Below are 20,547 nucleotides of genomic sequence, written 5' to 3'. Positions count from 1 at the left end.
CCGTGGATTCCAATTGGCGCAGCGCGTTACGACTGCTGCGGATGAGCAGCGCCTGCGCGCGCCCGAATGACATGTTTGATTTCCTGGTAAGCGCGCACGCCCCAGGGACCGAGTTCGCGGCCCAGACCGCTCAGCTTGCGCCCGCCCCAACCCGTCTGCGGGAAGATCACTTGCGGCGCGTTCACCCAGACCGTGCCCGCTTCGCAGGCGTCCGATACGCGTGCGGCACGGGCCGCGTCCGCCGTCACCACGGTCGCGACCAGACCGTAATCGCTATCGTTGGCCAGCGCGATGGCTTCGTACTCCGTATCGAATGCGCGCACCAGCGCCACCGGCCCGAAAATCTCCTCGCGCCAGAGCAGGTTGTCGGGCGCGACGTTCGTGCAGACCGTCGGCGCGACGAAAAATCCCGCGCTTTGCTGCGCGGCAGTCGTAGCGCCGCAGACGATGCGCGCGCCCTGCTCCTTGCCGCGCGAAAGCATGCCGATCACCCGTTCGCGCTGCGCGGCGCTGATCAACGGACCGACGCGCACATCGGCGTCATTGGGCGCGCCCACCACCGCGCTGCGCGCCAGCGCCACCAGCTTGTCCACGAACGCATCGTGCAAGGCGCGCGCCACCAGCACGCGCGAGGTGGCCGAACACATCTGGCCAGCGTTGAAGAACGCGCCATTGAAGGCGAGTTCGACGGCTTCGTCGAGATCGGCATCGTCGAATACGATCAGCGCCGATTTGCCGCCCAGTTCCAGCGAAACGCGCTGCATCCGTTCTGCAGCGGCGCGCATGACGGCCTGGCCCGCCGCCGTGCTGCCCGTGAACGAGACCTTCGCCACGCCGCGATGCGAAGCCAGTTGCGCGCCCACCTCGCGGCCGCCCGCGACCAGATTCACCACGCCCGCAGGCACCTCGGCCGCCGTGACGATATCCACCAGCGCGCGTTCGGCCAGCGGTGTCAGTTCCGACGGCTTGATGACGACCGTGCAGCCCGCCGCCAGCGCAGGCGCCAGCTTCCACGCCGCGGTCACGAGCGGGAAATTCCACGGCACGATCAGCGCGCAGACGCCCACGGCTTCGTGGCGCACATCGGCTTCGAAAGCGGCATCGGGCAATGCCACCGGCGCGCGCTCCACCACGCCGCCGTCCACGCACAACTGCGCGTAGTAGCGGAATGTGGCGATGGCGTCGCTCACATCGAGTTCGGCTTCGAAACGCGGTTTGCCATTGCAACGCATCTGCAGATCGACCAGCGTGCGCGTATGCGATTCGATACCTTGTGCGATGCGCTCGAGCCATTCGCCGCGCTGTGCGACCGGCGTGGTGCGCCAGCCGCGCAACGCGCGCGCCGCCGCGGCCACCGCTTCATCGACGTCATTCGCCGATGCACCCGAGACACGCGCATAAGGCTGCGCGCTGCAAGGATCGACGAGTTCCAGCGGCGCGCCCGCACCCTGCCGCCATTCGCCGTCGATAAACACGCCCGGCTCGACAGCCAGCGTCAATTCGCCAACGGCGGAAATCGATTCGCGCTTCATGCACACACCTCGCCTTCGTTCACCGCATCATGCACGGCCGCGCAGGCGTGCGGAGACAGATGCTCGTGCACCGCCAGCCACTGGCCGTCGCGGCGCGCGAATGCAATCGTCTCGCGTTCGTCGAGCGTTTCGCTGCCGGCGTGCGTTGCGACCTGCGTACGCACGTTATGCACGAACAGCGCCACATCGCCGAACGATTGCACGCTGCGCGAGCGCGATTCGCAGCCCAGCACGCGAAAACCGTCTTCGCGCTCCCACTGGCGCCACAGCGTTTCATAAGCGGCGCGCGTGGGTAGCGGCTCGCTCACGTGATGGAATACAAAGCTCGCGTCGGCCGCGAAGGCCGCGAAATACGCATCGCGATCGTGACGCGCGAAGGCATCGATCAAGGCGTCGGCAACGGCCAGCACCTGGGTTTCTGTGTCGCGTTCGGTCTCGCTCATGGACACTCTCCGGGGAATTCGTCTGATTATGTTTTTAGTTCGGATGGCGAACCATTTGGGATTCGCCTCGCGTTCATAGGTTTTTACGCGCGATACGCGACGCCCGGCAGCACACACAGCATCTCGAAGGCGAGATTGGCGGCCAGCAGCGCCGTCGTGCCTTGCGGGTCGTACGGCGGCGACACTTCCACCAGATCCGCGCCCACCAGATTCAGCCCGCGCAAGCCGCGAATGATTTCCAGCCCTTGCGGCACGGTCAGACCGCCAATTTCCGGCGTGCCCGTACCCGGCGCAAACGCCGGATCGAGACCGTCGATATCGAAGCTCAGATACACCGGGCCATCGCCCATCTGCTCGCGTACTTCCTTCATCAGCGTTTCGAGCGAGCGGTTCCAGCAGGCTTCGGCCTGCACCACGCGGAAGCCCTGGTCGCGGCACCAGTCGAAATCGTCGGCGTGATAGCCGGTGCCGCGCAGACCGATCTGCACCACACGGTCGCAATCGAGCAGACCCTCTTCCACCGCGCGGCGAAACGGCGTGCCGTGGGCGATCTTCTCGCCGTACATGGTGTCGTTGACATCGGCGTGCGCATCGACGTGAACCACGCCGACCTTGCCGTACTTCTTGTGCATCGCGCGCAGGATCGGCAGCGCGATCGTGTGATCGCCGCCCAGCGTCACCGGCTTGCAGCCGCCGGCGATGATGCCGTCGTAAGCCGCTTCGATATCGGCAATCGCCTTATGAATGTCGAAGGGATTGATCGCCACATCGCCGATATCGGCCACCTGCAGCGAATCGAACGGCGCGGCGCGCGTGGCCATGTTGTAGGGACGCAGCAGCACCGATTCGGCGCGGATCTGGCGCGGACCAAGGCGCGCGCCGTTGCGGTTGGAGGTGCCCAGATCGAACGGCACGCCGACGAAACAGGCGTCCAGCCCCGCGCTGGTTTCGGCGATCGGCAGGCGCATCATCGAGGCGATGCCGCCAAAACGGGGCATGGCGTTGCCGGAGAGCGGCTGGTTCAGCGTGGTGTTGCGGGAATCGTTCATATCCGTAAAAACCCTGTAAACATCGATCGGAGCGGTGGGTTCAAACCCAATGCTGGCAATGCTAGAGGGAAAAAATTTTGGATAAAATGATGGGCTGATGATGTTTACATCTATTCGCATCAATGTAAGAGGTTCCCATGCTCGCCAACCTGACCGATTTCGACCTGCGGCTGATCCGCGTTTTCCTCGCCGTGGTCGACGCGCGCGGGCTGACGGCCGCCCAGGCGGCGCTCAATGTGGGGCAGTCCACCATCAGCACGCAGTTGTCTTCGCTGGAAACGCGGCTGGGCTTCCGGCTATGCGAGCGCGGGCGCGGCGGCTTCAGGCTCACGGCCAAGGGCGAACGCTTTGCCATGTCGGCGCGGCGGCTGCTGGTGGCCGCCAACAGCTTCTGCGCCGAAGCCGCGAACATGGACCGCCAGTTGGTGGGCGAACTGAATCTGGGTCTGATCGGCCATACACCGTTCAGCCAGAACGCGCGCATCAGCGACGCCATTGCGCGCTTTCGCCAGCGCGACCAGGCCGTGCGTTTCAATATCCAGATCCGCTCGCCGGGCGAACTGGAGGAACAGGTGCTCAACGGCAAGGTGGATATTGCGATCGGCTATTTCTGGCACCGCGTACCTAGCCTCGATTACACCGCGCTCTTTATCGAGCGCCAGTATGCGTATTGCGGCGCGCGCCATCCGCTGTTCGAGCGGGCGGGCGAAGCCGCGACGATCGGCGCCGAGGAAGCCGCCGCCTGCGAATGGGCGTGGCGCAGCTATCCGCTGCCGGAGGCGCAACATTCGACCCACGAACGCAACGTCACCGCCATCGCCGACAATATGGAAGCGGTTGCGCTACTGATTCTCTCGGGACATCACCTAGGGTATCTGCCTGTGCATTTCGCCAAGCCTTATGTCGATGGCGGATTGTTGCGCGCCGTGAATCCAGCGGCGCTGCGTTACGACGTTACGTTTCATATGGTCACGCGCCGCGCGCCGCATGCGGGCGACATCCAGCGCGCCTTTATCGACGATCTGCGCGCTGTGCATCTGAACGAGATGGCGCCGGAAGCCGCGGTGTAGTGCGCGGCATCGTCGAGATCGTCTGGCATGCGTTTAACGTAGAATCGGCTTGGCAAGAAACAATCGATAGTTCGCACTCCACGCTATTCTTTGCGCTGTTCATGCGTCTTTGCCAACGGAGCCATCATGACGCCACTGCTTCAGCATCCTGCGTTCCTTTTCATTACCCTGATTATCTGCTTGCCGCTTGCGTCCGCACTGGGCGCTGTGATATTGCACCGGCGCGTGCCGCTCTCGGATGAGGCTCGCGAAAACTACAACGTCGTGCAAGGCGCGACGCTTACGCTGCTGGCGCTGTTGATCGGCTTTACCTTGTCGATGGCGGTGAGCCGCTACGATCAGCGCAAGAATTACGAGGAAGAAGAAGCGAACGCAATCGGCACCGAATATCTGCGCGCGGATCTGATTGACGCGGATGCCGCGAAAACCAAAGCACTGCTCGCGCGCTATCTGGAGGCGCGCATCGAGTATTACGAAGACCACGATGGCAGCGCGCTCGACACCAACAGTCGCACGACGGCCGCGTTGCAAACGCAACTCTGGGACAGCGTGCGCCAGGCGGCGGCCACGCAACCAACACCGATCACCGCGCTTGCCGTGGCCGGCATGAACGACGTGCTGAACACGCAAGGCTATACGCAGGCGGCCTGGATCAATCGCATTCCCGTGGCGGCGTGGGTGCTGATGCTGATCATCGCGTTCTTCAGCAATCTGATGCAGGGCTATGGCGCGCGCGGCAATAGCGGAAGGCGCGTGCTGATGTTCGTATTGCCGATCACAGTCTCGCTTTCGCTTACGCTGATCGCCGATATCGACAGCCCGCGCGGCGGCCTGATTCGCGTCTCGCCGCTCAATCTGCTGAGCCTTCAACACTCAATGCAAACGCCTGGTTGAAACAGTCGTACCGTTCATCGCCATGGTATTGACCGACATGGACGCGCTAACATGTTTGCTCCCGTGCGCACGCTCGCGGCGCACGGTACGTTCGTTCAACCTGGACTCACGATGAAACTCTATTTCTACCCGGGCGCCTGCTCACTCGCTTCGCATATCGTCGCTCGCGAAGCCGGTCTCGCACTCGACCTCGACAAGGTGAATCTCGCCGATAAATCCACGGCCAGCGGCAAGGATTTTCGCGCGATCAATGCGAAGGGCTGCGTGCCCGCGCTCGAACTGGACAGCGGCGAACTCCTCACGGAAGGCCCGGCGATCATGCAGTATCTCGCCGATCAAAATCCGGCCAGCGGCCTCGCGCCCGCTAACGGCACGCTCGCGCGCTATCGTCTGCAGGAAATGCTCGGCTTCATCAGCACGGAACTTCACAAGCGCTATTCGCCGCTTTTCAATCCGGCTTCGCCCGAGAGCGTGCGCGCTGATTCCATCGCCGCGCTGCAACGCCAATACGGCCTGCTCGAACAACGCCTGGCCGCGCATGAATGGCTCGTTGGCGACCAGTTCACCGCAGCGGACGCCTATCTCTTCACGGCGACCAACTGGGCCGCGCATGTCGGCTTCGATCTGTCTGCGTTCCCGGCGGTGCTCGCACACCAGCAGCGCGTGGGCGCGCGTCCGGCCGTGCAGGCCGCGCTGGTGGCGGAAGGACTGATTCCGCAGGCTTGAGCTTAGGGTCGGGACGGCGCAAGCCCTTCATGAAATCCCGCAATAGAAGGCGCACGGGCTGTGGATCTGCACAGTCCGTGCGCCTTCTGCGCATTTGCGCCATTTCCACTACACTGAGCCGCTGTTTCGTCATCCCGCTTCGTCACAGGACATCCCATGAGCGATCTGAACGCCTTGCCCATTTCCAGCAAGTGGCCCGCGCAACATCCCGAACGCATCCAGCTTTACTCGCTGCCCACGCCGAATGGCGTGAAGGTCTCGATCATGCTGGAGGAAACCGGCCTCGCCTACGAGCCGCATCTGGTGCGCTTCGACACCAACGATCAGCTCTCGCCCGAATTTCTCTCGCTGAATCCCAACAACAAGATCCCCGCGATCATCGACCCGAACGGCCCCGATGGCGAGCCGCTCGCACTGTTCGAATCGGGTGCGATCCTGATCTGGCTCGCCGATCGATCCGGCCAGTTCCTCGCGCCCGAAGGCCGCGCGCGCTACGAAACGATCCAGTGGCTGATGTTCCAGATGGGCGGCATCGGCCCGATGTTCGGCCAGCTGGGTTTCTTCCACAAGTTCGCGGGCAAGGAGTACGAGGACAAGCGTCCGCGCGACCGTTATGTCGCCGAGTCGCGCCGTCTGCTGGGCGTGCTGGAACAACGCCTCGAAGGCCGCGCGTGGCTGATGGGCGACGACTACACGATCGCCGATATCGCCACGTTCCCGTGGGTGCGCAATCTGGTGGGCTTCTATGAAGCGGGCGATCTGGTCGGCTTCGACAATTTCCCCAACGTCAAGCGCGTGCTCGATGCGTTTGTCGCGCGTCCGGCAGTGAAGCGTGGGTTGGAGATTCCGGCTCGTACCTGACTGTGCGTCTACCGGGCGTATCTATCCGGTGCGTTGTCAGTCGCCGATCACGCCGAAGCTGCGCAAATCGCGCTCTAGCGTGTCCACATCGGTAAAGCAGCGCGCGTGCAGGCCCGCGTCGCGCGCGCCCTGCACGTTGGTCTCGCTAGCGTCGATGAATAACGGTTGCGCGGGCGTTGCGCCAGGCTTGTCGATGCAACCGAGGTACGCCTGCGCCGCCGGCTTGACCGCGCCGAACAGCGCGCTCGGATAGATGTGGTCGCCAAGGAGCCACACGAATCCGGTTACACTGAATCCATGGACACATGCCGATACTGCGGAAAAATGCGCGACGAGTGGGATTGCCATGGCGAAACCTGCCGCACCGCCATTGCGCGTGCGCTACGTCGTCAGCAACAGGGATTGCCGATGGTGGCCAAGGTGATCCGCAATGAGATTCCCGCCCACGCCAGCACGGGAGAAGTGATCACCGTGCTGTCACGCCAGCGGATGCGCGCACGGCGCGGCAATGAAGAGCGCCGCGAACGCAAGGCGCTGGAAAGTGCCGATCAAACCGGCGGCCTGGACAACGTTTGAGCGGCCTGAAATCACTCAGGATGCCAAACCAAACGCAGCGCTTACGCCGGCTTGTGCCGATAGTGAATCTGCGCCGGCACCTGCAGCGATTCCGGTTGCGCGTTGCCTTCGAGTAGCGAAAACACACAGCGCAGACTATGCGCGGCCAGTTGTGCACTGTCCTGCACGATGGCGTCGATACGCAGCGGCAGACAATCGAGCAGTTGATGATCGTCGAAGGTCATCACGCGGCCGGGTGCCTGCGCGAGCGCTTCGTTGACAAACTGCAGCACGCCTTCGAGCAAGGTAATCGAGCCCGCGAACAGCGCCTCGGGATAGCGGCCGTGCGCCTCGAACCACGCCTTCATGAGTGCATAGCCCGATTCGCGCTGGAAATCGCGCTCGAATACCCAGTCAGCCTGCTCGGCAATCCCATGCGTCTGCAACGCCAGCCGATACCCCGCCAGACGGTCGCGGCTGGCCGACAACTCGGGCTGACCGCCGAAATACACCACTTCGCGCGCGCCGCGAGCCAGCGTTTCGCCCACCAGCGTCGCGACGGTTTCGGTGGCATCGGTGACCACATAGGGAATCGCGCTCGTGTCCACGCGGCGATCGGCGAACACCAGCGGCAGGCGCTTGACCCATTTCTCGTAACGCGGCGCGTCGGCGGTGCACGGCACCACCACCACGCCATCCACCTGATGCGACACCAGATGCGCGATGCCTTCGGTCTCGCGCGCGGGGTCTTCGTCGCTCGTCACGATCACCAGTTGATAGCGATACTGCTCGCGGCATTGCGTTTCCATCGCCTGCGCGAGCGCTGCGTGCGCCGAGTTGGTGAGATCGGGAATCACGAGGCCGATCGTGTTGCTGCGCCGCGAGCGCAGCGAACGCGCCGATTGCGACGGCGTGAAGTGATTGTCCCGCGCCACCCGCAGCACGCGCTCGACCGTCGCAGCCGAAATGCGGTAGCGCTCGGCATTACCGTTGAGCACCATGCTCGCCGTCGTGCGCGAAACCTCCGCGAGGCGGGCAATGTCGTCGATGGTCAAACGCTCGAACTGGGACACGCGGTTTTCCTGCTGGCTGGAGGGTGGATCGGGGGATGAATCGTGTTCTTGAGTCGCAGGCCGCCGGCAAAGGGGAACCCAAACGGCGATCCCCGGCGCGGCGGCTGCGTGAAAGCGTACAACAGAATGCCGCGCCCCGGAAGAATCGGGGCGCGGGCGGTCTTACTGCTGCTTGTAGAGGTTCAGCGGAACCGGGATGAACTTGTCGACGCTCTGGCCGTCCGCGAGCTTCTTCGCGGTCTGCACGCCGTACTGGCCGATCAGTTCCGGCTGCTGCTGCACGGTCGCAGCCATCTGGCCGGCCTTGACGGCAGCGATCGCGTCGTCGGTGGCGTCGAAGCCCACCACGGCCACGCTCTTCAGGCCCGCAGCCTGCAGCGCCTTGACTGCGCCCAGCGCCATTTCGTCGTTCTGCGCGAACACGCCCTGGATGTCCTTGTTGCCCTGGATGATGTTTTCCATCACCGAAAGACCCTTGGCGCGGTCGAAGTCGGCCGGCTGCTTCGTGGCGATCTTCACGCCGCCCTTGGCCGCGATTTCGTCGTCGAAGCCTGCGCCGCGCTCGTTGGCCGCCGACGAACCCGGAATGCCCTGCAGTTCGACGATATTGCCCTTGCCGCCGAGCTTCTCTGCCAGGAAGTCGGCCGCCATCTTGCCGCCGGCCTTGTTATCCGAGGCGATATGCGAGCTGACTTCCGCACCGTTCACGCTGCGGTCCAGCGAAATCACCTTGATGCCCTTGCTGGTGGCTTCCTTGACGACGTTCGCCACCGCCGACGAATCGGTCGGGTTGATCAGGATGACGTTGACCTTCTTTTCGATGAGGTCTTCGACGCTGGCTTGCTGCTTCGCCGGGTCGTTCTGCGCATCGACGGTAATGAGCGTCACGCCGTCTTTCTGCGCTTCGTCTTCCGCGCCCTTCTTGAGCGAAACGAAGAACGGGTTGTTCAGCGTCGAGATCGACAGACCGACGGTCAGCGCGCCCGATGCCGGAGCGGCGGCCGATGCGCCGCTTGCGCCCGCTTCCGACGAGCTGCTGCCCGGACCTTCCTTCGAGCAGGCTGCGACGCCCAAAACCAGCGAACCGGCGGCAAGCGCGGCGAAAAGTTTCGAAAGCGACGGCTGGAACGGCTTGTGCATAGTCTTCCTCCTCGTTTTAATGTGTGAAGTGTGAATTGAAAAATGCTAAGGATTGCTACTGGATTCGGTTCGACGCATCGCGCGAAAACGACGCGCGATGCGAGGGCAATACGGGGTCAAGCTGGAATGCAATGATGCGGGTACAGCAGAATTACGACTTCTTGTTGCCGCGGTCGATCAGCACGGCGAGCAGAATCACGCCGCCCTTGATGACCTGCTGATAGAACGACGAGACATCGAGCAGATTCAGGCCGTTATTGAGCACGCCAATCAGCAGCGCGCCCACCAGCGTGCCGAAGATCCAGCCGCGGCCGCCCGTGAGGCTCGTGCCGCCCAGCACCACGGCGGCGATCGCGTCGAGCTCATAGCCCGTGCCCGCCGTCGGTTGCGCCGAGTTCAGACGCGAGGTCAGCACCACGCCCGCGAGCGCCGACATCACGCCCGAAATCGTATAGACCCACAGTTGAATGCGATCGACTTTCACGCCCGAGAGCTTCGCCGATTCAGCATTGCCGCCCGTCGCGTAGATATGGCGGCCAAACACGGTCTTACGCAGCAGCACCCAGAACAGGCCGAACATCACCAGCATCAGCACGACGGGTATCGGCACGAGGCGCGCCACATAACCGCCGCCGAGCAGCGAGAAAAAGTCGCTGCTGAAGCTGCTGATCGGGCTGCCGTTCGAGACGACCAGCGCGAGGCCGCGCAGCACGGTCATCGACCCGAGCGTGGCGATAAACGGCGCGACCTTGCCCTTGCTGATGACGATGCCGTTGGCCAGGCCCATCAGGCCGCCGGCCGCGAGGCCCGCGATGGTCGCGACCACCGCGTTCGTGCCCGAACTGAGCAGCGTTGCGATGATGACGGAAGACAGCGCCAGCACCGAACCCGCCGAAAGATCGATACCGCCGAGCAGGATCACGAGCGTCATGCCGAAGGCAATCAGCGCGTTGATGGACGCCTGGCGCATCACGTTGAGCAGGTTATCGAGCGTGAGGAAATTGGGACTCACGATCGACAGCGCCACCGCAATGATGAGCAATGCGATGAAGGGGCCGAGCTTTTGCAGCGTCGCCCGGCTGCTGGGGGTCATGGTCAGTTGCGACATGGAATGTCTCGCTTGGTTGCCTGGAATGAGGTGTGAGCGCGCGGCGCGGCGTAGCCTGAGGGTTCAGGCTGCTGCCGTTTCGGCCGTCGTCGCTGCCTGACCGCCGGCTGCGGCGGTCATGATCTGTTCCTGGGTGGCCGTGGCCGCTTCGAAGAGTCCGGCCTGGCGGCCCTGATGCATCACGAGAATGCGGTCGCTCATCGCCAGCACTTCGGGCAGTTCGGACGACACCATCACGATCGCCACGCCCTGCTCCGCGAGCTGGTTGATGATCGTGTAGATTTCGGCCTTGCCGCCCACGTCCACGCCGCGCGTCGGTTCGTCGAGCAGCAGGACCTTGGGCGGCTTCGCCAACCACTTGGCGAACACGACCTTCTGCTGGTTGCCGCCCGAAAGCGACTTCACGTCGAGTTCCGCGTCGCGCGTACGCACGCGCAACTGCTTGATGAGGCCGTCGACCGCACTGCGCTCGGCCTTGTCGTTCACGAAGCCCAGCTTCGCGTAGCGGTCCAGATGCACGAGCGTGGCGTTCTCGCGCACGGACATGCCTAGCACCAGGCCCTGACGCTTGCGGTCTTCCGTGACGAAGCCGATGCCCGCCGCAATCGCGCTCGACGCATCGCGCACTTCGAGCGGCTGGCCATCGATCGTGACCGTGCCCGCGGTCTTGCGGTTCGCGCCGAACAGCGTGCGCAGAATCTCGCTGCGCCCCGCGCCCATCAAACCCGCAATGCCGAGCACTTCACCGGCGCGCACGTCGAACGTGATCCCGACAACGTGGCCTTCATCGGCGAGATCTTTGACGCGCATACGCACGTCGCCGGGCGTGTGGCTGCGCTTCGGGAAACGCTCGCCCAGTTCGCGCCCGACCATCAGCCGGACGATTTCATCGAAATTCGTTTCGGGAATCGCGCGCTCGCCGACGAACTGGCCGTCGCGCAGCACGCTGATCTTGTCGCAGATGCGGAAGATTTCTTCCATGCGGTGCGAGACGTAGACGATCGCCACGCCGCTCGCCTTGAGCGACTGCATGATCTCGAACAGCGTGTCGATTTCGCGGTTCGTGAGTGCTGCCGTGGGTTCGTCCATCACCAGCATCTGCGCGTTCAGCGACAGCGCCTTGGCGATTTCCACGAGTTGCTGCTGGCCGATCGACAGATGACCGGCCTCGGTCTGCGGGTCGATGCGCTGCGCACCGACCTTGTCGAGCCACTTGCGCGCTTCGCGGCGCATGGTCGCGGTATCGACCATGCCGAAGCGATGCGGCTCGCGGCCGAGAAACAGGTTCTCCATCACCGTCAGTTGCGGGATGAGATTGAGTTCCTGGTGGATGATGGCGATGCCCGCGCGTTCGGCATCGACGGTGCTGCGGATCGTCACCGCGCGCCCGTCGATCAGGATCTGGCCTGCATCGGCCTGATAGACGCCACTGAGAATTTTCATCAGCGTCGATTTGCCGGCGCCGTTCTCGCCCATCAGCGCGTGGATCTCCCCCGCCCCGATATGAAAATCGACGCCTTCGAGCACACGCACCGGGCCGAACGCCTTGCCGATGCCCTGCATCATCACTTGCATCCTGGACCTCTTAAAAGATCACGCCCGAATGCAGGATCACATTCGCGTAAGGGCTGCACTCGCCGGTGCGGATCACCGCTTTTGCCTCACGGCAGCGGCGCTTGAATTCCTCGTGCGGGACTTCTTCGATTGCGATCTGCGCTGCGGCCAGCTCGCGGCTCCTGGCGACCACGGCGGCGTTGTGCGTCTGCGCTTCGCTCGCGAACACGGCGCGCTCCGCCTTGAAATCGGCGAGGATGCTGTCGAGCACGTCGATGAAACCGGGCACGCCCAGCGTGAGCGACACGTCGATACATTCGACGCCCGCCGGGATCGGCAGACCGCAATCGGCGATCACGATGCTGTCGGTATGGCCCATGCCGGCCAGCACGCGCGCGATGTCGCGGTTCAGATGTCCTTGTTTTTTCATTGCACTTTCTATTGCTTCAAACGGCGGCGTCAAACCGCGGCTTCAAACTGCGGCTTCAAACTGCGGATTACCGCGATTTACGATTGCTGGGCCAGAAACTGTTCGAGTTCGGCGAGCGTGGGCATGCCGCCCTGCGCGCCCGGGCGCGTCACGGACAGCGCGCCGGCTGCATTCGCGCGCAGTACGGCGGCGTCGATGCCCAGATGCCAGAACGCCGCCATCGCGCCGTTGAAGGTATCGCCCGCGCCGGTCGAATCGACGGCCTCGACCGTGAAACCCGGTTGATGCACGAGCGTGCCGTCGGCCTGGGTGAAATACGCGCCGTCCTTGCCGTGCGTCATCGCAATGCGGCCGGGCATGCGCGCGAGCACTTCGGCCCACCAGCCGGCCGGCGTCTGCAGCGCCGTGGCGAGTTCGTGTTCGTTCGGCGTCAGAAGCGTGGTGAGCGAAACCAGTTCGTCGCTCAGCGCAACGGCGGGCGCGGGATTGAGGAAGAACGGCTTGCCGTGTTCGCGGGCTCGGCGCGCGGCGTGCAGCACGGTGTCGAGCGGCACTTCGAGTTGCGCGAGAATCACGTCGGCGTTGGCGAACGCGTCGCTCGCACGGTCGATGTCTTCCGGCGAGAGTTCGTTGTTCGCACCCGGCACGACGATGATGGCGTTGTCGCCGCCCGAGAGCGTGATCGACGCCACGCCGGTCGCTTCATTGCCGGTGCGGATGTGGCTCACATCGATGCCTTCGCGCGCAAGCGTCGCTTTCATCGCGGCGCCGAATGCGTCGTCGCCTACGCAGCCGACCATCGTGACATCGGCGCCCAGACGCGCGGCGGCCACCGCCTGGTTCGCACCCTTGCCGCCGGGAAAGGTCGCGAAACGCGAGCCGAACAGCGTTTCGCCAAGCCGCGGAAACGTGTCGGTCGTGACGACCATGTCCATATTGATGCTGCCCACCACTACGACGCGTGCCATGGCACTTCCTCCACCGCTTGCGATCCGCTTTGCCAACCGACTGTTGTCGATCACTTCGCAGACCGTGATTTTTTACTTTGCTAAAACGTACTCAGCTTGGGAGCGCATTTATACCAGAGTCCTCACCAACGGGAAATAGCTCCCAGGGTATTACCCGATACATCAGAACAAATAGGGCACCGTGCAGAAATAGCCTTAGAAACTAATGGTCGCGGTAACACTATCCGTGTAAGTCCCCGGCTGGGGCGTGCTTTGCGCCGGCACCACGCCATACATCGTAAAAGAGGCCGAGTTTCCGGAACCGGTTCCAGTGACTGCGCTCGCTCCATTGCTGCCATCGCCCCAGGGTGTCGCGTGCTGCGCATCCGAATAGATCTGATAGCCGACTGTCGCGCTGCCGCCCGACAACACCATCGTGCGCGCGTTCACCGCATTGCTCGATCCGCCGTTCAGGCTGATCTTGAACGCGTCGCCGCTGGTGCATTGCGCGGTGATCGTGCCGGTCGCCGACAACGCGCTGCTCAACACGCCGGCCGCCGGAAACACGATATTGCTCGCGCTGATATTGCAGTTGTTGGTGACCGTGGCGCTCGCCGTGAAGGCCAGCGATCCGCCGCTCGTGGTCAGCGACGAACAGCCCGGCGGCCCGAGAATCCCCAACAGGTAATAACCGTACATCAACGACGTTTCGGCGCCGCTGAAGCTGTGCGAATAGACCGTGTCGCCATTGTTCGCCGTGGGCACGGTGGGCTGATTTGCGGCGATCTGACCGTAGTACGTTATCGAGGCCGTGGTACTGGTGCCGAGCAACGGCTGCTGCAAGGTCACCGAGATCGGCGTGGTCGCCGCACCCGTCGAGCCCCACGAAATCGAATGCGCCTGATCGCTGTAGAGGTCGTATTGCATCGTCGCCGTGCCGCCGGTCTGCGTGAGCACACGTGGCTGCGTGGCGTTCAGGTTCAGGCACACGAGCGCGGTTGGCGCGAGCGACACCACGGTCCAGTTGCAGGTCACGTTGATCGTGCCGGAACCGTTCACGGCCGCGCGCGTGATCGGGCTCACCGTCCCGAAGCTGATCGACGACACCGTCGCCGTGCAGGTCTGCGCGTGCGCGCGGCCCGGCATCAGCGTGGCGAGCACGCACAGCAGCACACTGGCACACAGCATGACGAGGCGATGGCGGGAACGGCTCATGGTGAATCTCCAGAAACGGTTTGACAGGTGAGCGGGCCGTAGGTCGGCAGCGAGCCGTCGGTCGGCCGCACGTAACGGAACGAAGCCGCGCAATGGATCGCGCCCTTGCCGCTCGTTGCGGTCACGCTCAGATGGTTATCGGCCTGCAGGTTTTCGATGAAGGTCAGGCCGTCGTAGCCGACGATCGTGTCCGAGCCGCTTTCTTCGTGATGCACGCGCGCGCCCGGCGGCATTAAGGCGCCGTCGGGTCCGCGCAGGATCACGGAAGCCGCGCGATATTGCGTGACCTTGAAGCTCGCGAGCACACCCGACTGCGACTTCGGCACGACATTCGCGCGCGTCGTGGCGATACGCGCTTCGGCGGGCAAGCCCATGCTGTCCACGCTGATGAGGTTGTTCTGATAGGCGTTGAGGTCGGGCACCAGCAGGTGGCCATGCGAATCCGTGGTGCCGATCACGCGGTTTTCGTGCAGCACGGGTACGCCCGCGATGCCGTCGGTGGAAACCAGCGCGAAGCCATCGTCGATACGCCGCGCGGGCAGCGCCGACCCATCCATCACGACCAGCGCGCCGGTGACGTCGAGCGATCCGGCCATATGTCCATCGAGCGCCTGACCGAGCGCCGTGACCTGCCCGTAGCGCCCGAGATACTGCACCTGGCCCTGCTGATAGTGCGAGGCGTTGTTGCCGCCGTCCTGCACCATCCAGCCCCAGCCGCCGTCGTAGTCGGGCGCGCGCGATGCGTTGACATTCCAGGTGCCCTGCCCGTTCTGACGCCCGCCGCTGGCGTTGATCGACGCGTTATTGCCCAGCCCCATGCTGGCGCTGAGAAACACGCCCGACGAGCCACGCGACGCAAAATCGCGATACGCCGACACGCTCAGCGAGATCAGATTGCGCAAGCTAACCGCATAGGATACCGAACCAATATGCGACGCCACCACATCCGGATACCGATAACCGATGTAGCTCAGCGCGATCGTCTGCGCGCCCGGCAACGGCACGCTCACGGTGGCGCGATCGGTCGCCAGCGGCACGGGCGACCCATCGCGCGCGGCCAGATCGCCGTAATGACGCGTCGCGCGCAACGTGCTCAATTCGACTGAAAACGCCTGCGTGATCAGTTGATAACCCAAGCCGACCTGTGCGCCCGAAAGATGCCCGGTCGAAGCCGCCAGCGATCCGTTGATCACACCCAGTTGGCCGATGCGCACCAGCGCGCCCGCGCCGGCATCGTAGAGACCGCCGGTGACCTCGGCGTGCGCTTCGACCGTCAGGCGGTCGCTGATGCCGTGGCGCATCGATGCGCTCGCAACCGGATGCGGATCGTAGTTGAACGACTCCACGCCGTAATCGCGGCGCAGAAAACCCGCCTCGACGGAATAGCTCGACAGCCCCGCCGCCAGCAGACGCGTATCGATATAAAGCGGCACCGTGGTCGTCACCGCGCGCCCGAGCGGATCGCGCGTGATGACCGTCGCCTCGCCCGCGCCCGTGATGCCCGGCACGTTGCTGATGACGAACGGACCGCCCGGCACCGAGCCGGAAAACTGCCTGACGTTGTTCACATAGAGATCGACCGACGACGGCACCACGGCCGAACCGGAAAGGGACGGCACCGGAAATGTCACCAGATCCGGGCGCAGCGCGAAATTACTGCGCCACTGGAAGCCGCCAATCCGCAGCGAACGGCTCCAGTCGAGCGACGAGGAAATCGTGTCGCCCACCTGCGCCGTCGTGAGCGTGGTCGCATTCGAGGTCTGCCACGAGGTATCGAAACGCACGTAGCGATGCATATCGCGGTAGAGATACGCGGTGCCGGTATTGCTGAACACGCCATACGGATCGAAGTAGCGCTCTTCAGACCACAACGCCGCCTGCGTGTCGCCGGCATTTTCCACATAGGCGTCGTAGTTCAGCACGAGGCCGCGTGAGGCGCTGGCCTGCGGGGCTTTTTCGAGCGCACGCGTGTCGAACACATAGGCTTTGCGCAAGGCATCGGGCGCTTCGATGGCGATCGACTGGGTGGTCTCGTCGTAGTGGTAATGCAGGCCCGGAAGACTGTCAAGCGCGATATCGCTGGCGCCGGCTTTGCCCAGCGCGCCGCTACGCGTTTCGAGCGGCATGTCGGGTATGCGCAGGCCGATGGTGTCGAGATCGGCGGGATCGGCATAGAGCCGTCCATCGCGCTGCCGGAAATGCGCGATCAGCGCGGTGCGGTCGCCATTGAGCGTGACTTCGAGATAGAGGTCGCTTTGCGCCGGCAACGCTCGCGCACGCGCGGCGCCCGCGAGCGTGGCGTTCGGTTCGGCGGGCGGATTGAGCACGGCTTCGGGCAGCACGCCCGATGAAACGGCCGGGCCCTGCGCCCGCGCGCACATTTGCGCGGCGAAGAACAGCATGGCAGCGAGCGAGATCGCCTTCAATGGATGAGCCTTCTCTCGCTTGAAGCGCCGCGTCAATTGATTCGCAATCCTTGTCGAAGGAAACAGGCCGAAGGAAACCGCATCGCAGGCGGCGGGAGAGGCTCAAACCCTGTTTGCACAGCGAGCCGGGCAGACGCACGCGCGCACAGACGCGCTTCCCGCGCCGCGCACAGGCGCGGGCGGAACCGCCATTAACGGCAGGAACAGAGCAGCCTAATGGCTCAGCACGGCCGCCTCGGTCTGCTCCGCGTTGACTGCGGCGCGGACCTTGAGCGGACCGTTGAGGTCGGCGGACGTGGGCAGCGCGAGGGGAAACTCGCGCATCGAACCGGCCAGCGCATAACCGAGCAGGCCACGGTTGATCGGGAACGCATGCCCCGCGCCATCGACGATCTCGACGCCCGCGATCTGCGCGCGTCGCCCGCCCGTGTTCGCGACTTCGAGCAACCAGCCCGCCTCGCCATGGCGCAGACGCCACGCGAGATTGGGCTGACGCGCCGGACCGCTGCCAGGATCGATAAAGACCGGCACCGAGTAGCGCAGCCGGATCGCCACGCCACTGGACGGCGTGGCGTCAGGCTCGGGCAATTCGTCGATCAAAATGCGATAGCTCTGCTCGACGCTGCTTGCGCCCGGCACCGTGCGCACGAGCCGCACGAGTTGCTCGGCACCCGCGCCGATCTCGATCAGCGGCGGGCTCGCGACCACGTCCTGGGTGGGCGTGAGCGCATCTTCGCCGCCCGCCTGGCTCCAGCGATAGACGCGGACCTGGCCGTAAATCGGCTTGCTGCCCGAATTGCGCAGCGTGAGGCCCGAGGCGTTGGCGTCGGCGGCCAAATCGACCATCACGGGCGAGATCTGCAGGGTGGCGGCCTGCGCGCTGCCCAGACATGCGGTCAGGGCAGCGCCGGCAAGCGCAAGGTTCAGGAGACGATGGAGCACGCGCATGGTGTGCCCCTCGACTAGAAGTAGACCGTCGCGGTGACGGTCGTTTGATAGGTGTCCGGACGCGGCGTGGTCTGGACCGGGATCTGGCCGTAGACGTTGATCGACTGCACGCTGCCCGAGCCCGTGCCGCCAACGGTATTGGTGCCTTGCGTATTGCCCCAGACCGTCGTGTGGCCCGAATCCTGATAAAGCTGGAAGCCCACCGTGGTCGAGGTATTGCCGCTGGCCGTGCCGGCCATCAGGCGGCTCGTCACGGTCGAACCGCTCACCGTGCCGGCGTCGAGCCCGACGTTGTATGGCGTGGTGTTGGTGCAATCGACGGCCACCGTGGTCTGCTGGTTCAGCGCCGTCGTCAGCACGCCGTTGGTGCCGAAGGCCAGCGGATTCGCACTGATCGTGCAGTTGGCCTGCAGCGTCAGGGAAACGAGGAACGTCGCCGTGGCGGTGCCGTTCGAATATGTCGCGGCATCCGCAGTTGCCGCGATGGGGCCGCCAATCAGCGCGACCGTGATGATGCTCGTCAGGAGTTTCTGTTTCATTGCTTCGGCCCTCTCTCAGGCATCCGCGTCGTTCTGGCGACGCGTTATGTATTCAAACTTCCCCGTCTCTTGTCGCGGTGGTCCGCGAATCCCGTCCGGTTTGCAACGCATCATTTCGCAATCACAACGATTTCTGACGCATCTACCCGGGTTTACGGCGTATGCAATTTTTTCCTGAAGGAAAACGCACGACTTCTTAACCAGGCAGTTACCCTGCGACATTTATGCGAATCTGGTTTCACCGTCTTTTAGTGAATTCTAAGCAGATATCTTCGACTCATTACCGCGAAAAGACGTACTTTATACGGGCACTTTGCGCAATCGCTTCGCAGTCCACGCAATCGTTTTTTATCGACATCATGCGGCACGCATGCCCAGAGCCGCACGGCCATTCGCTGAGCGCGCAATGGGTCCCTGAAATGATGACGAAATCAGCAAGATTTACTGTGCGGGAGAGCCCTACAGCGCGCAAACGTGTGCGTTGAAATGCGCGGTAATTCGATCTCGCGCGGCGATGGCGATTCCATTCAAAAAATGCGCTCACGGGAAAAGCGATGCACCGGTAATCAACTTCAGTTCGCTGCATTTGAAATCAGCCGAAACATGCCGCGCCCGCCCCGGGACAACTCGGCCCTCGGCAAAAACGCGCAAAGTGGCCTAAACTGGCGCCCTCACACTTCGCGGCGGCCCAAACGCTGCCGCTTAACCCGGTTTTCAGGTATCACAGACATGTTTTCGCTTTCCGACGCCCTGCCCGCAGAAAAATCCGCCCTCTACGCGACGCTCGCCGCCCAGGCGCGTTCGCTGATCGAAGGCGAAACCGATGCGATCGCCAACGCGGCCAACTTCTCGTCGCTGGTGTACAACTCGCTCGAAGGGCTCAACTGGGCCGGCTTCTACTTCTTCGACGGCAAGGAACTGGTGGTCGGCCCGTTCCAGGGCAAGCCCGCCTGCGTGCGTATCCCGCTGAGCAAGGGTGTGTGCGGCACGGCAGCGCAGACGCGCGAAATCCAGCTCGTGCCCGACGTCCACGCCTTCCCGGGCCACATCGCCTGCGATTCGGCGTCGCAATCGGAAATCGTCGTGCCGCTGGTTGCGGCTGACGGCTCGCTGATCGGCGTGTGGGACGTGGACAGCCCGCTGCTCGCGCGCTTCGACGACGAAGACGCCAAAGGCATGGCCGAGCTGTGCCGCGTGTTCGTCGAGTTCGGCTGGAAGAAGCCTGCGTAAGAGAAGCCTGCTTCAGCGATAGAACACTGAAGGCGCGACGCCAAAATGCCGCCGGAACATGGCGGCAAACGCGCTCTGGCTCGTATAGCCGTGATCGAGCGCAACCGTCACGATCTTCTCCCCGTGTGCCAAGCGCTCCAGCGCCAGGAAAAGCCGCGCGTGCTGCCGCCAGCGCCCGAGCGTCATGCCGGTCTCGCGCTGGAACGCGCGATGCAAGGTGCGCTCGGCCATGCCGAGCATCGCGGCCCACTGCGCCACTTCATGCGCCGCCTCGGGTGCGGCCACGATGGCATCGCATAAGCGCCGCAAGCGCGCATCGGCTGGCCACGGCAGATACAGCGGCAAGCGCGGAATCACCGCGAGTTCCGCCAGCAACAGACGCATCAGCAGGTCATGGCGGCTTCCCGCTGCATAGTCGAGCGGCACATCCACGGCCGCGAGAATCAGCTCGCGCAACAGCGGCGGCACATCCACGACACAACTGCCTCGCGGCAAGCCCTCGGCCGCACCCGGCTCGATGAATACCGTACGCATGCGCACGTTGCCGCTCATGCGTACCGTGTGCTCCAGCCCCGCATCCAGCCAGACCGCGCGCGTGGGCGGCACGACCCAGCGGCCTGCCTGCGCCTCGATCAGCATCACGCCTTCGATTGCATAGAGCAGTTGCGCACGCCGATGCCGATGTGTGGCGATAAACGCGCCGTGCGGATAATCGGCGGCCATTGCCGCAACCGGCATCGGCGTGTCTTCGAACGGAACGTGGACGTCTGCGGGCGGGGTGGCGATTGTCACGATAGTCGTCGGCGG

At 63.9% G+C, this 20,547-nt stretch carries 21 protein-coding genes; 6 read left to right on the top strand and 15 right to left on the bottom strand.

Features of this window, described 5'->3' with window-relative positions:
* Positions 1-26: 26 nt before the first annotated feature.
* From U5A67_RS31440 to speB, 3 genes are all read right to left on the bottom strand, one after another.
* Positions 27-1,532, bottom strand: coding sequence for an aldehyde dehydrogenase family protein (locus U5A67_RS31440; RefSeq protein WP_321817497.1), 1,506 nt, complete (start codon positions 1,530-1,532; stop codon positions 27-29).
* Positions 1,529-1,975, bottom strand: a complete 447-nt coding sequence (locus U5A67_RS31435) for a nuclear transport factor 2 family protein (protein WP_321817498.1) — start codon at positions 1,973-1,975, stop codon at positions 1,529-1,531. Before U5A67_RS31435 ends, U5A67_RS31440 begins: the two co-directional genes overlap by 4 nt.
* Positions 1,976-2,058: 83 nt before the next feature.
* Positions 2,059-3,024 carry an agmatinase gene (speB, locus tag U5A67_RS31430; protein ID WP_321817499.1) on the bottom strand — a complete coding sequence of 322 codons (966 nt, stop codon included), beginning with the start codon at positions 3,022-3,024 and terminating at the stop codon, positions 2,059-2,061.
* 137 nt (positions 3,025-3,161) lie between these two features.
* On the opposite strand from speB, the gene U5A67_RS31425 reads away from it, so the two are divergent.
* From U5A67_RS31425 to U5A67_RS31410, 4 genes are all read left to right on the top strand, one after another.
* Positions 3,162-4,094 carry a LysR family transcriptional regulator gene (locus tag U5A67_RS31425; RefSeq protein ID WP_205985718.1) on the top strand — a complete coding sequence of 311 codons (933 nt, stop codon included), beginning with the start codon at positions 3,162-3,164 and terminating at the stop codon, positions 4,092-4,094.
* A 126-nt stretch (positions 4,095-4,220) separates the two neighbouring features.
* Positions 4,221-4,988 carry a hypothetical protein gene (locus U5A67_RS31420; protein ID WP_321817500.1) on the top strand — a complete coding sequence of 256 codons (768 nt, stop codon included), beginning with the start codon at positions 4,221-4,223 and terminating at the stop codon, positions 4,986-4,988.
* Positions 4,989-5,099: 111 nt separating this feature from the next.
* On the top strand, positions 5,100-5,714 hold the full coding sequence (gene gstA / locus U5A67_RS31415; RefSeq protein WP_321817536.1) for a glutathione transferase GstA: 615 nt from the start codon (positions 5,100-5,102) through the stop codon (positions 5,712-5,714).
* A gap of 156 nt (positions 5,715-5,870) precedes the next feature.
* Complete coding sequence (locus tag U5A67_RS31410) at positions 5,871-6,575, top strand: glutathione binding-like protein (RefSeq protein WP_321817501.1); 705 nt, start codon at positions 5,871-5,873, stop codon at positions 6,573-6,575.
* 36 nt (positions 6,576-6,611) lie between these two features.
* On the opposite strand, the gene U5A67_RS31405 is transcribed toward U5A67_RS31410, so the two are convergent.
* Entirely contained in the window at positions 6,612-6,851 is a 240-nt protein-coding gene (locus tag U5A67_RS31405) for a hypothetical protein (protein WP_321817502.1), read from the bottom strand.
* Between the two features lie 21 nt (positions 6,852-6,872).
* Here U5A67_RS31405 and U5A67_RS31400 point away from each other — a divergent pair, with 21 nt between their 5' ends.
* Positions 6,873-7,151, top strand: coding sequence for a hypothetical protein (locus U5A67_RS31400; protein WP_205985752.1), 279 nt, complete (start codon positions 6,873-6,875; stop codon positions 7,149-7,151).
* A gap of 41 nt (positions 7,152-7,192) precedes the next feature.
* Here the strand turns inward: U5A67_RS31400 and U5A67_RS31395 are convergent, their stop codons facing one another.
* The 10 genes from U5A67_RS31395 to U5A67_RS31350 form a co-directional block, all read right to left on the bottom strand.
* Positions 7,193-8,203: a substrate-binding domain-containing protein gene (locus U5A67_RS31395; RefSeq protein ID WP_321817503.1), complete on the bottom strand. Its 1,011-nt coding sequence runs from the start codon at positions 8,201-8,203 to the stop codon at positions 7,193-7,195.
* A gap of 162 nt (positions 8,204-8,365) precedes the next feature.
* Positions 8,366-9,343: a ribose ABC transporter substrate-binding protein RbsB gene (gene rbsB, locus U5A67_RS31390; protein ID WP_321817504.1), complete on the bottom strand. Its 978-nt coding sequence runs from the start codon at positions 9,341-9,343 to the stop codon at positions 8,366-8,368.
* 151 nt (positions 9,344-9,494) lie between these two features.
* Entirely contained in the window at positions 9,495-10,451 is a 957-nt protein-coding gene (locus tag U5A67_RS31385) for an ABC transporter permease subunit (protein WP_321817505.1), read from the bottom strand.
* Between the two features lie 63 nt (positions 10,452-10,514).
* Positions 10,515-12,026, bottom strand: coding sequence for a sugar ABC transporter ATP-binding protein (locus U5A67_RS31380; protein ID WP_321817506.1), 1,512 nt, complete (start codon positions 12,024-12,026; stop codon positions 10,515-10,517).
* Positions 12,027-12,036: 10 nt separating this feature from the next.
* Positions 12,037-12,435, bottom strand: a complete 399-nt coding sequence (gene rbsD, locus U5A67_RS31375; RefSeq protein WP_321817507.1) for a D-ribose pyranase — start codon at positions 12,433-12,435, stop codon at positions 12,037-12,039.
* Positions 12,436-12,512: 77 nt separating this feature from the next.
* The gene (gene rbsK, locus U5A67_RS31370) at positions 12,513-13,403 is read right to left on the bottom strand and encodes a ribokinase (protein WP_321817508.1); all 891 of its coding nucleotides are present in this window, start codon (positions 13,401-13,403) and stop codon (positions 12,513-12,515) included.
* A gap of 195 nt (positions 13,404-13,598) precedes the next feature.
* A complete protein-coding gene (locus U5A67_RS31365; RefSeq protein WP_321817509.1) occupies positions 13,599-14,597 on the bottom strand; it encodes a spore coat U domain-containing protein in 999 nt (332 codons plus the stop codon).
* On the bottom strand, positions 14,594-16,978 hold the full coding sequence (locus U5A67_RS31360; RefSeq protein WP_321817537.1) for a fimbria/pilus outer membrane usher protein: 2,385 nt from the start codon (positions 16,976-16,978) through the stop codon (positions 14,594-14,596). The genes U5A67_RS31365 and U5A67_RS31360 overlap by 4 nt, the downstream gene beginning before the upstream one ends.
* Positions 16,979-17,236: 258 nt before the next feature.
* Positions 17,237-17,971: a molecular chaperone gene (locus U5A67_RS31355; RefSeq protein WP_321817510.1), complete on the bottom strand. Its 735-nt coding sequence runs from the start codon at positions 17,969-17,971 to the stop codon at positions 17,237-17,239.
* Positions 17,972-17,985: 14 nt separating this feature from the next.
* Positions 17,986-18,510 (bottom strand): spore coat U domain-containing protein, encoded by a 525-nt coding sequence (locus U5A67_RS31350; protein WP_321817511.1) that lies wholly within the window; start codon positions 18,508-18,510, stop codon positions 17,986-17,988.
* 729 nt (positions 18,511-19,239) lie between these two features.
* On the opposite strand from U5A67_RS31350, the gene U5A67_RS31345 reads away from it, so the two are divergent.
* Entirely contained in the window at positions 19,240-19,740 is a 501-nt protein-coding gene (locus U5A67_RS31345) for a GAF domain-containing protein (RefSeq protein ID WP_321817512.1), read from the top strand.
* A gap of 12 nt (positions 19,741-19,752) precedes the next feature.
* Here U5A67_RS31345 and U5A67_RS31340 read toward each other — a convergent pair whose 3' ends face one another.
* Complete coding sequence (locus tag U5A67_RS31340) at positions 19,753-20,478, bottom strand: helix-turn-helix transcriptional regulator (protein ID WP_321817538.1); 726 nt, start codon at positions 20,476-20,478, stop codon at positions 19,753-19,755.
* Positions 20,479-20,547: the final 69 nt, after the last annotated feature.

Source organism: Paraburkholderia sp. J69-1 (assembly GCF_905220255.1).
Taxonomy (GTDB): Bacteria; Pseudomonadota; Gammaproteobacteria; order Burkholderiales; family Burkholderiaceae; genus Paraburkholderia.
This window is presented reverse-complemented; position numbering and strand designations above follow the sequence as displayed.

Coding starts and splice junctions, on each gene's coding strand:
- U5A67_RS31440 (WP_321817497.1), bottom strand. CDS start 1,532: ATGAAGCGCGAATCGATTTCCGCCGTTGGCGAATTGACGCTGGCTGTC.
- U5A67_RS31435 (WP_321817498.1), bottom strand. CDS start 1,975: ATGAGCGAGACCGAACGCGACACAGAAACCCAGGTGCTGGCCGTTGCC.
- speB (WP_321817499.1), bottom strand. CDS start 3,024: ATGAACGATTCCCGCAACACCACGCTGAACCAGCCGCTCTCCGGCAAC.
- U5A67_RS31425 (WP_205985718.1), top strand. CDS start 3,162: ATGCTCGCCAACCTGACCGATTTCGACCTGCGGCTGATCCGCGTTTTC.
- U5A67_RS31420 (WP_321817500.1), top strand. CDS start 4,221: ATGACGCCACTGCTTCAGCATCCTGCGTTCCTTTTCATTACCCTGATT.
- gstA (WP_321817536.1), top strand. CDS start 5,100: ATGAAACTCTATTTCTACCCGGGCGCCTGCTCACTCGCTTCGCATATC.
- U5A67_RS31410 (WP_321817501.1), top strand. CDS start 5,871: ATGAGCGATCTGAACGCCTTGCCCATTTCCAGCAAGTGGCCCGCGCAA.
- U5A67_RS31400 (WP_205985752.1), top strand. CDS start 6,873: ATGGACACATGCCGATACTGCGGAAAAATGCGCGACGAGTGGGATTGC.
- rbsB (WP_321817504.1), bottom strand. CDS start 9,343: ATGCACAAGCCGTTCCAGCCGTCGCTTTCGAAACTTTTCGCCGCGCTT.
- U5A67_RS31385 (WP_321817505.1), bottom strand. CDS start 10,451: ATGTCGCAACTGACCATGACCCCCAGCAGCCGGGCGACGCTGCAAAAG.
- U5A67_RS31380 (WP_321817506.1), bottom strand. CDS start 12,026: ATGCAAGTGATGATGCAGGGCATCGGCAAGGCGTTCGGCCCGGTGCGT.
- rbsD (WP_321817507.1), bottom strand. CDS start 12,435: ATGAAAAAACAAGGACATCTGAACCGCGACATCGCGCGCGTGCTGGCC.
- rbsK (WP_321817508.1), bottom strand. CDS start 13,403: ATGGCACGCGTCGTAGTGGTGGGCAGCATCAATATGGACATGGTCGTC.
- U5A67_RS31365 (WP_321817509.1), bottom strand. CDS start 14,597: ATGAGCCGTTCCCGCCATCGCCTCGTCATGCTGTGTGCCAGTGTGCTG.
- U5A67_RS31360 (WP_321817537.1), bottom strand. CDS start 16,978: ATGTGCGCGCGGGCGCAGGGCCCGGCCGTTTCATCGGGCGTGCTGCCC.
- U5A67_RS31355 (WP_321817510.1), bottom strand. CDS start 17,971: ATGCGCGTGCTCCATCGTCTCCTGAACCTTGCGCTTGCCGGCGCTGCC.
- U5A67_RS31350 (WP_321817511.1), bottom strand. CDS start 18,510: ATGAAACAGAAACTCCTGACGAGCATCATCACGGTCGCGCTGATTGGC.
- U5A67_RS31345 (WP_321817512.1), top strand. CDS start 19,240: ATGTTTTCGCTTTCCGACGCCCTGCCCGCAGAAAAATCCGCCCTCTAC.
- U5A67_RS31340 (WP_321817538.1), bottom strand. CDS start 20,478: ATGCCGGTTGCGGCAATGGCCGCCGATTATCCGCACGGCGCGTTTATC.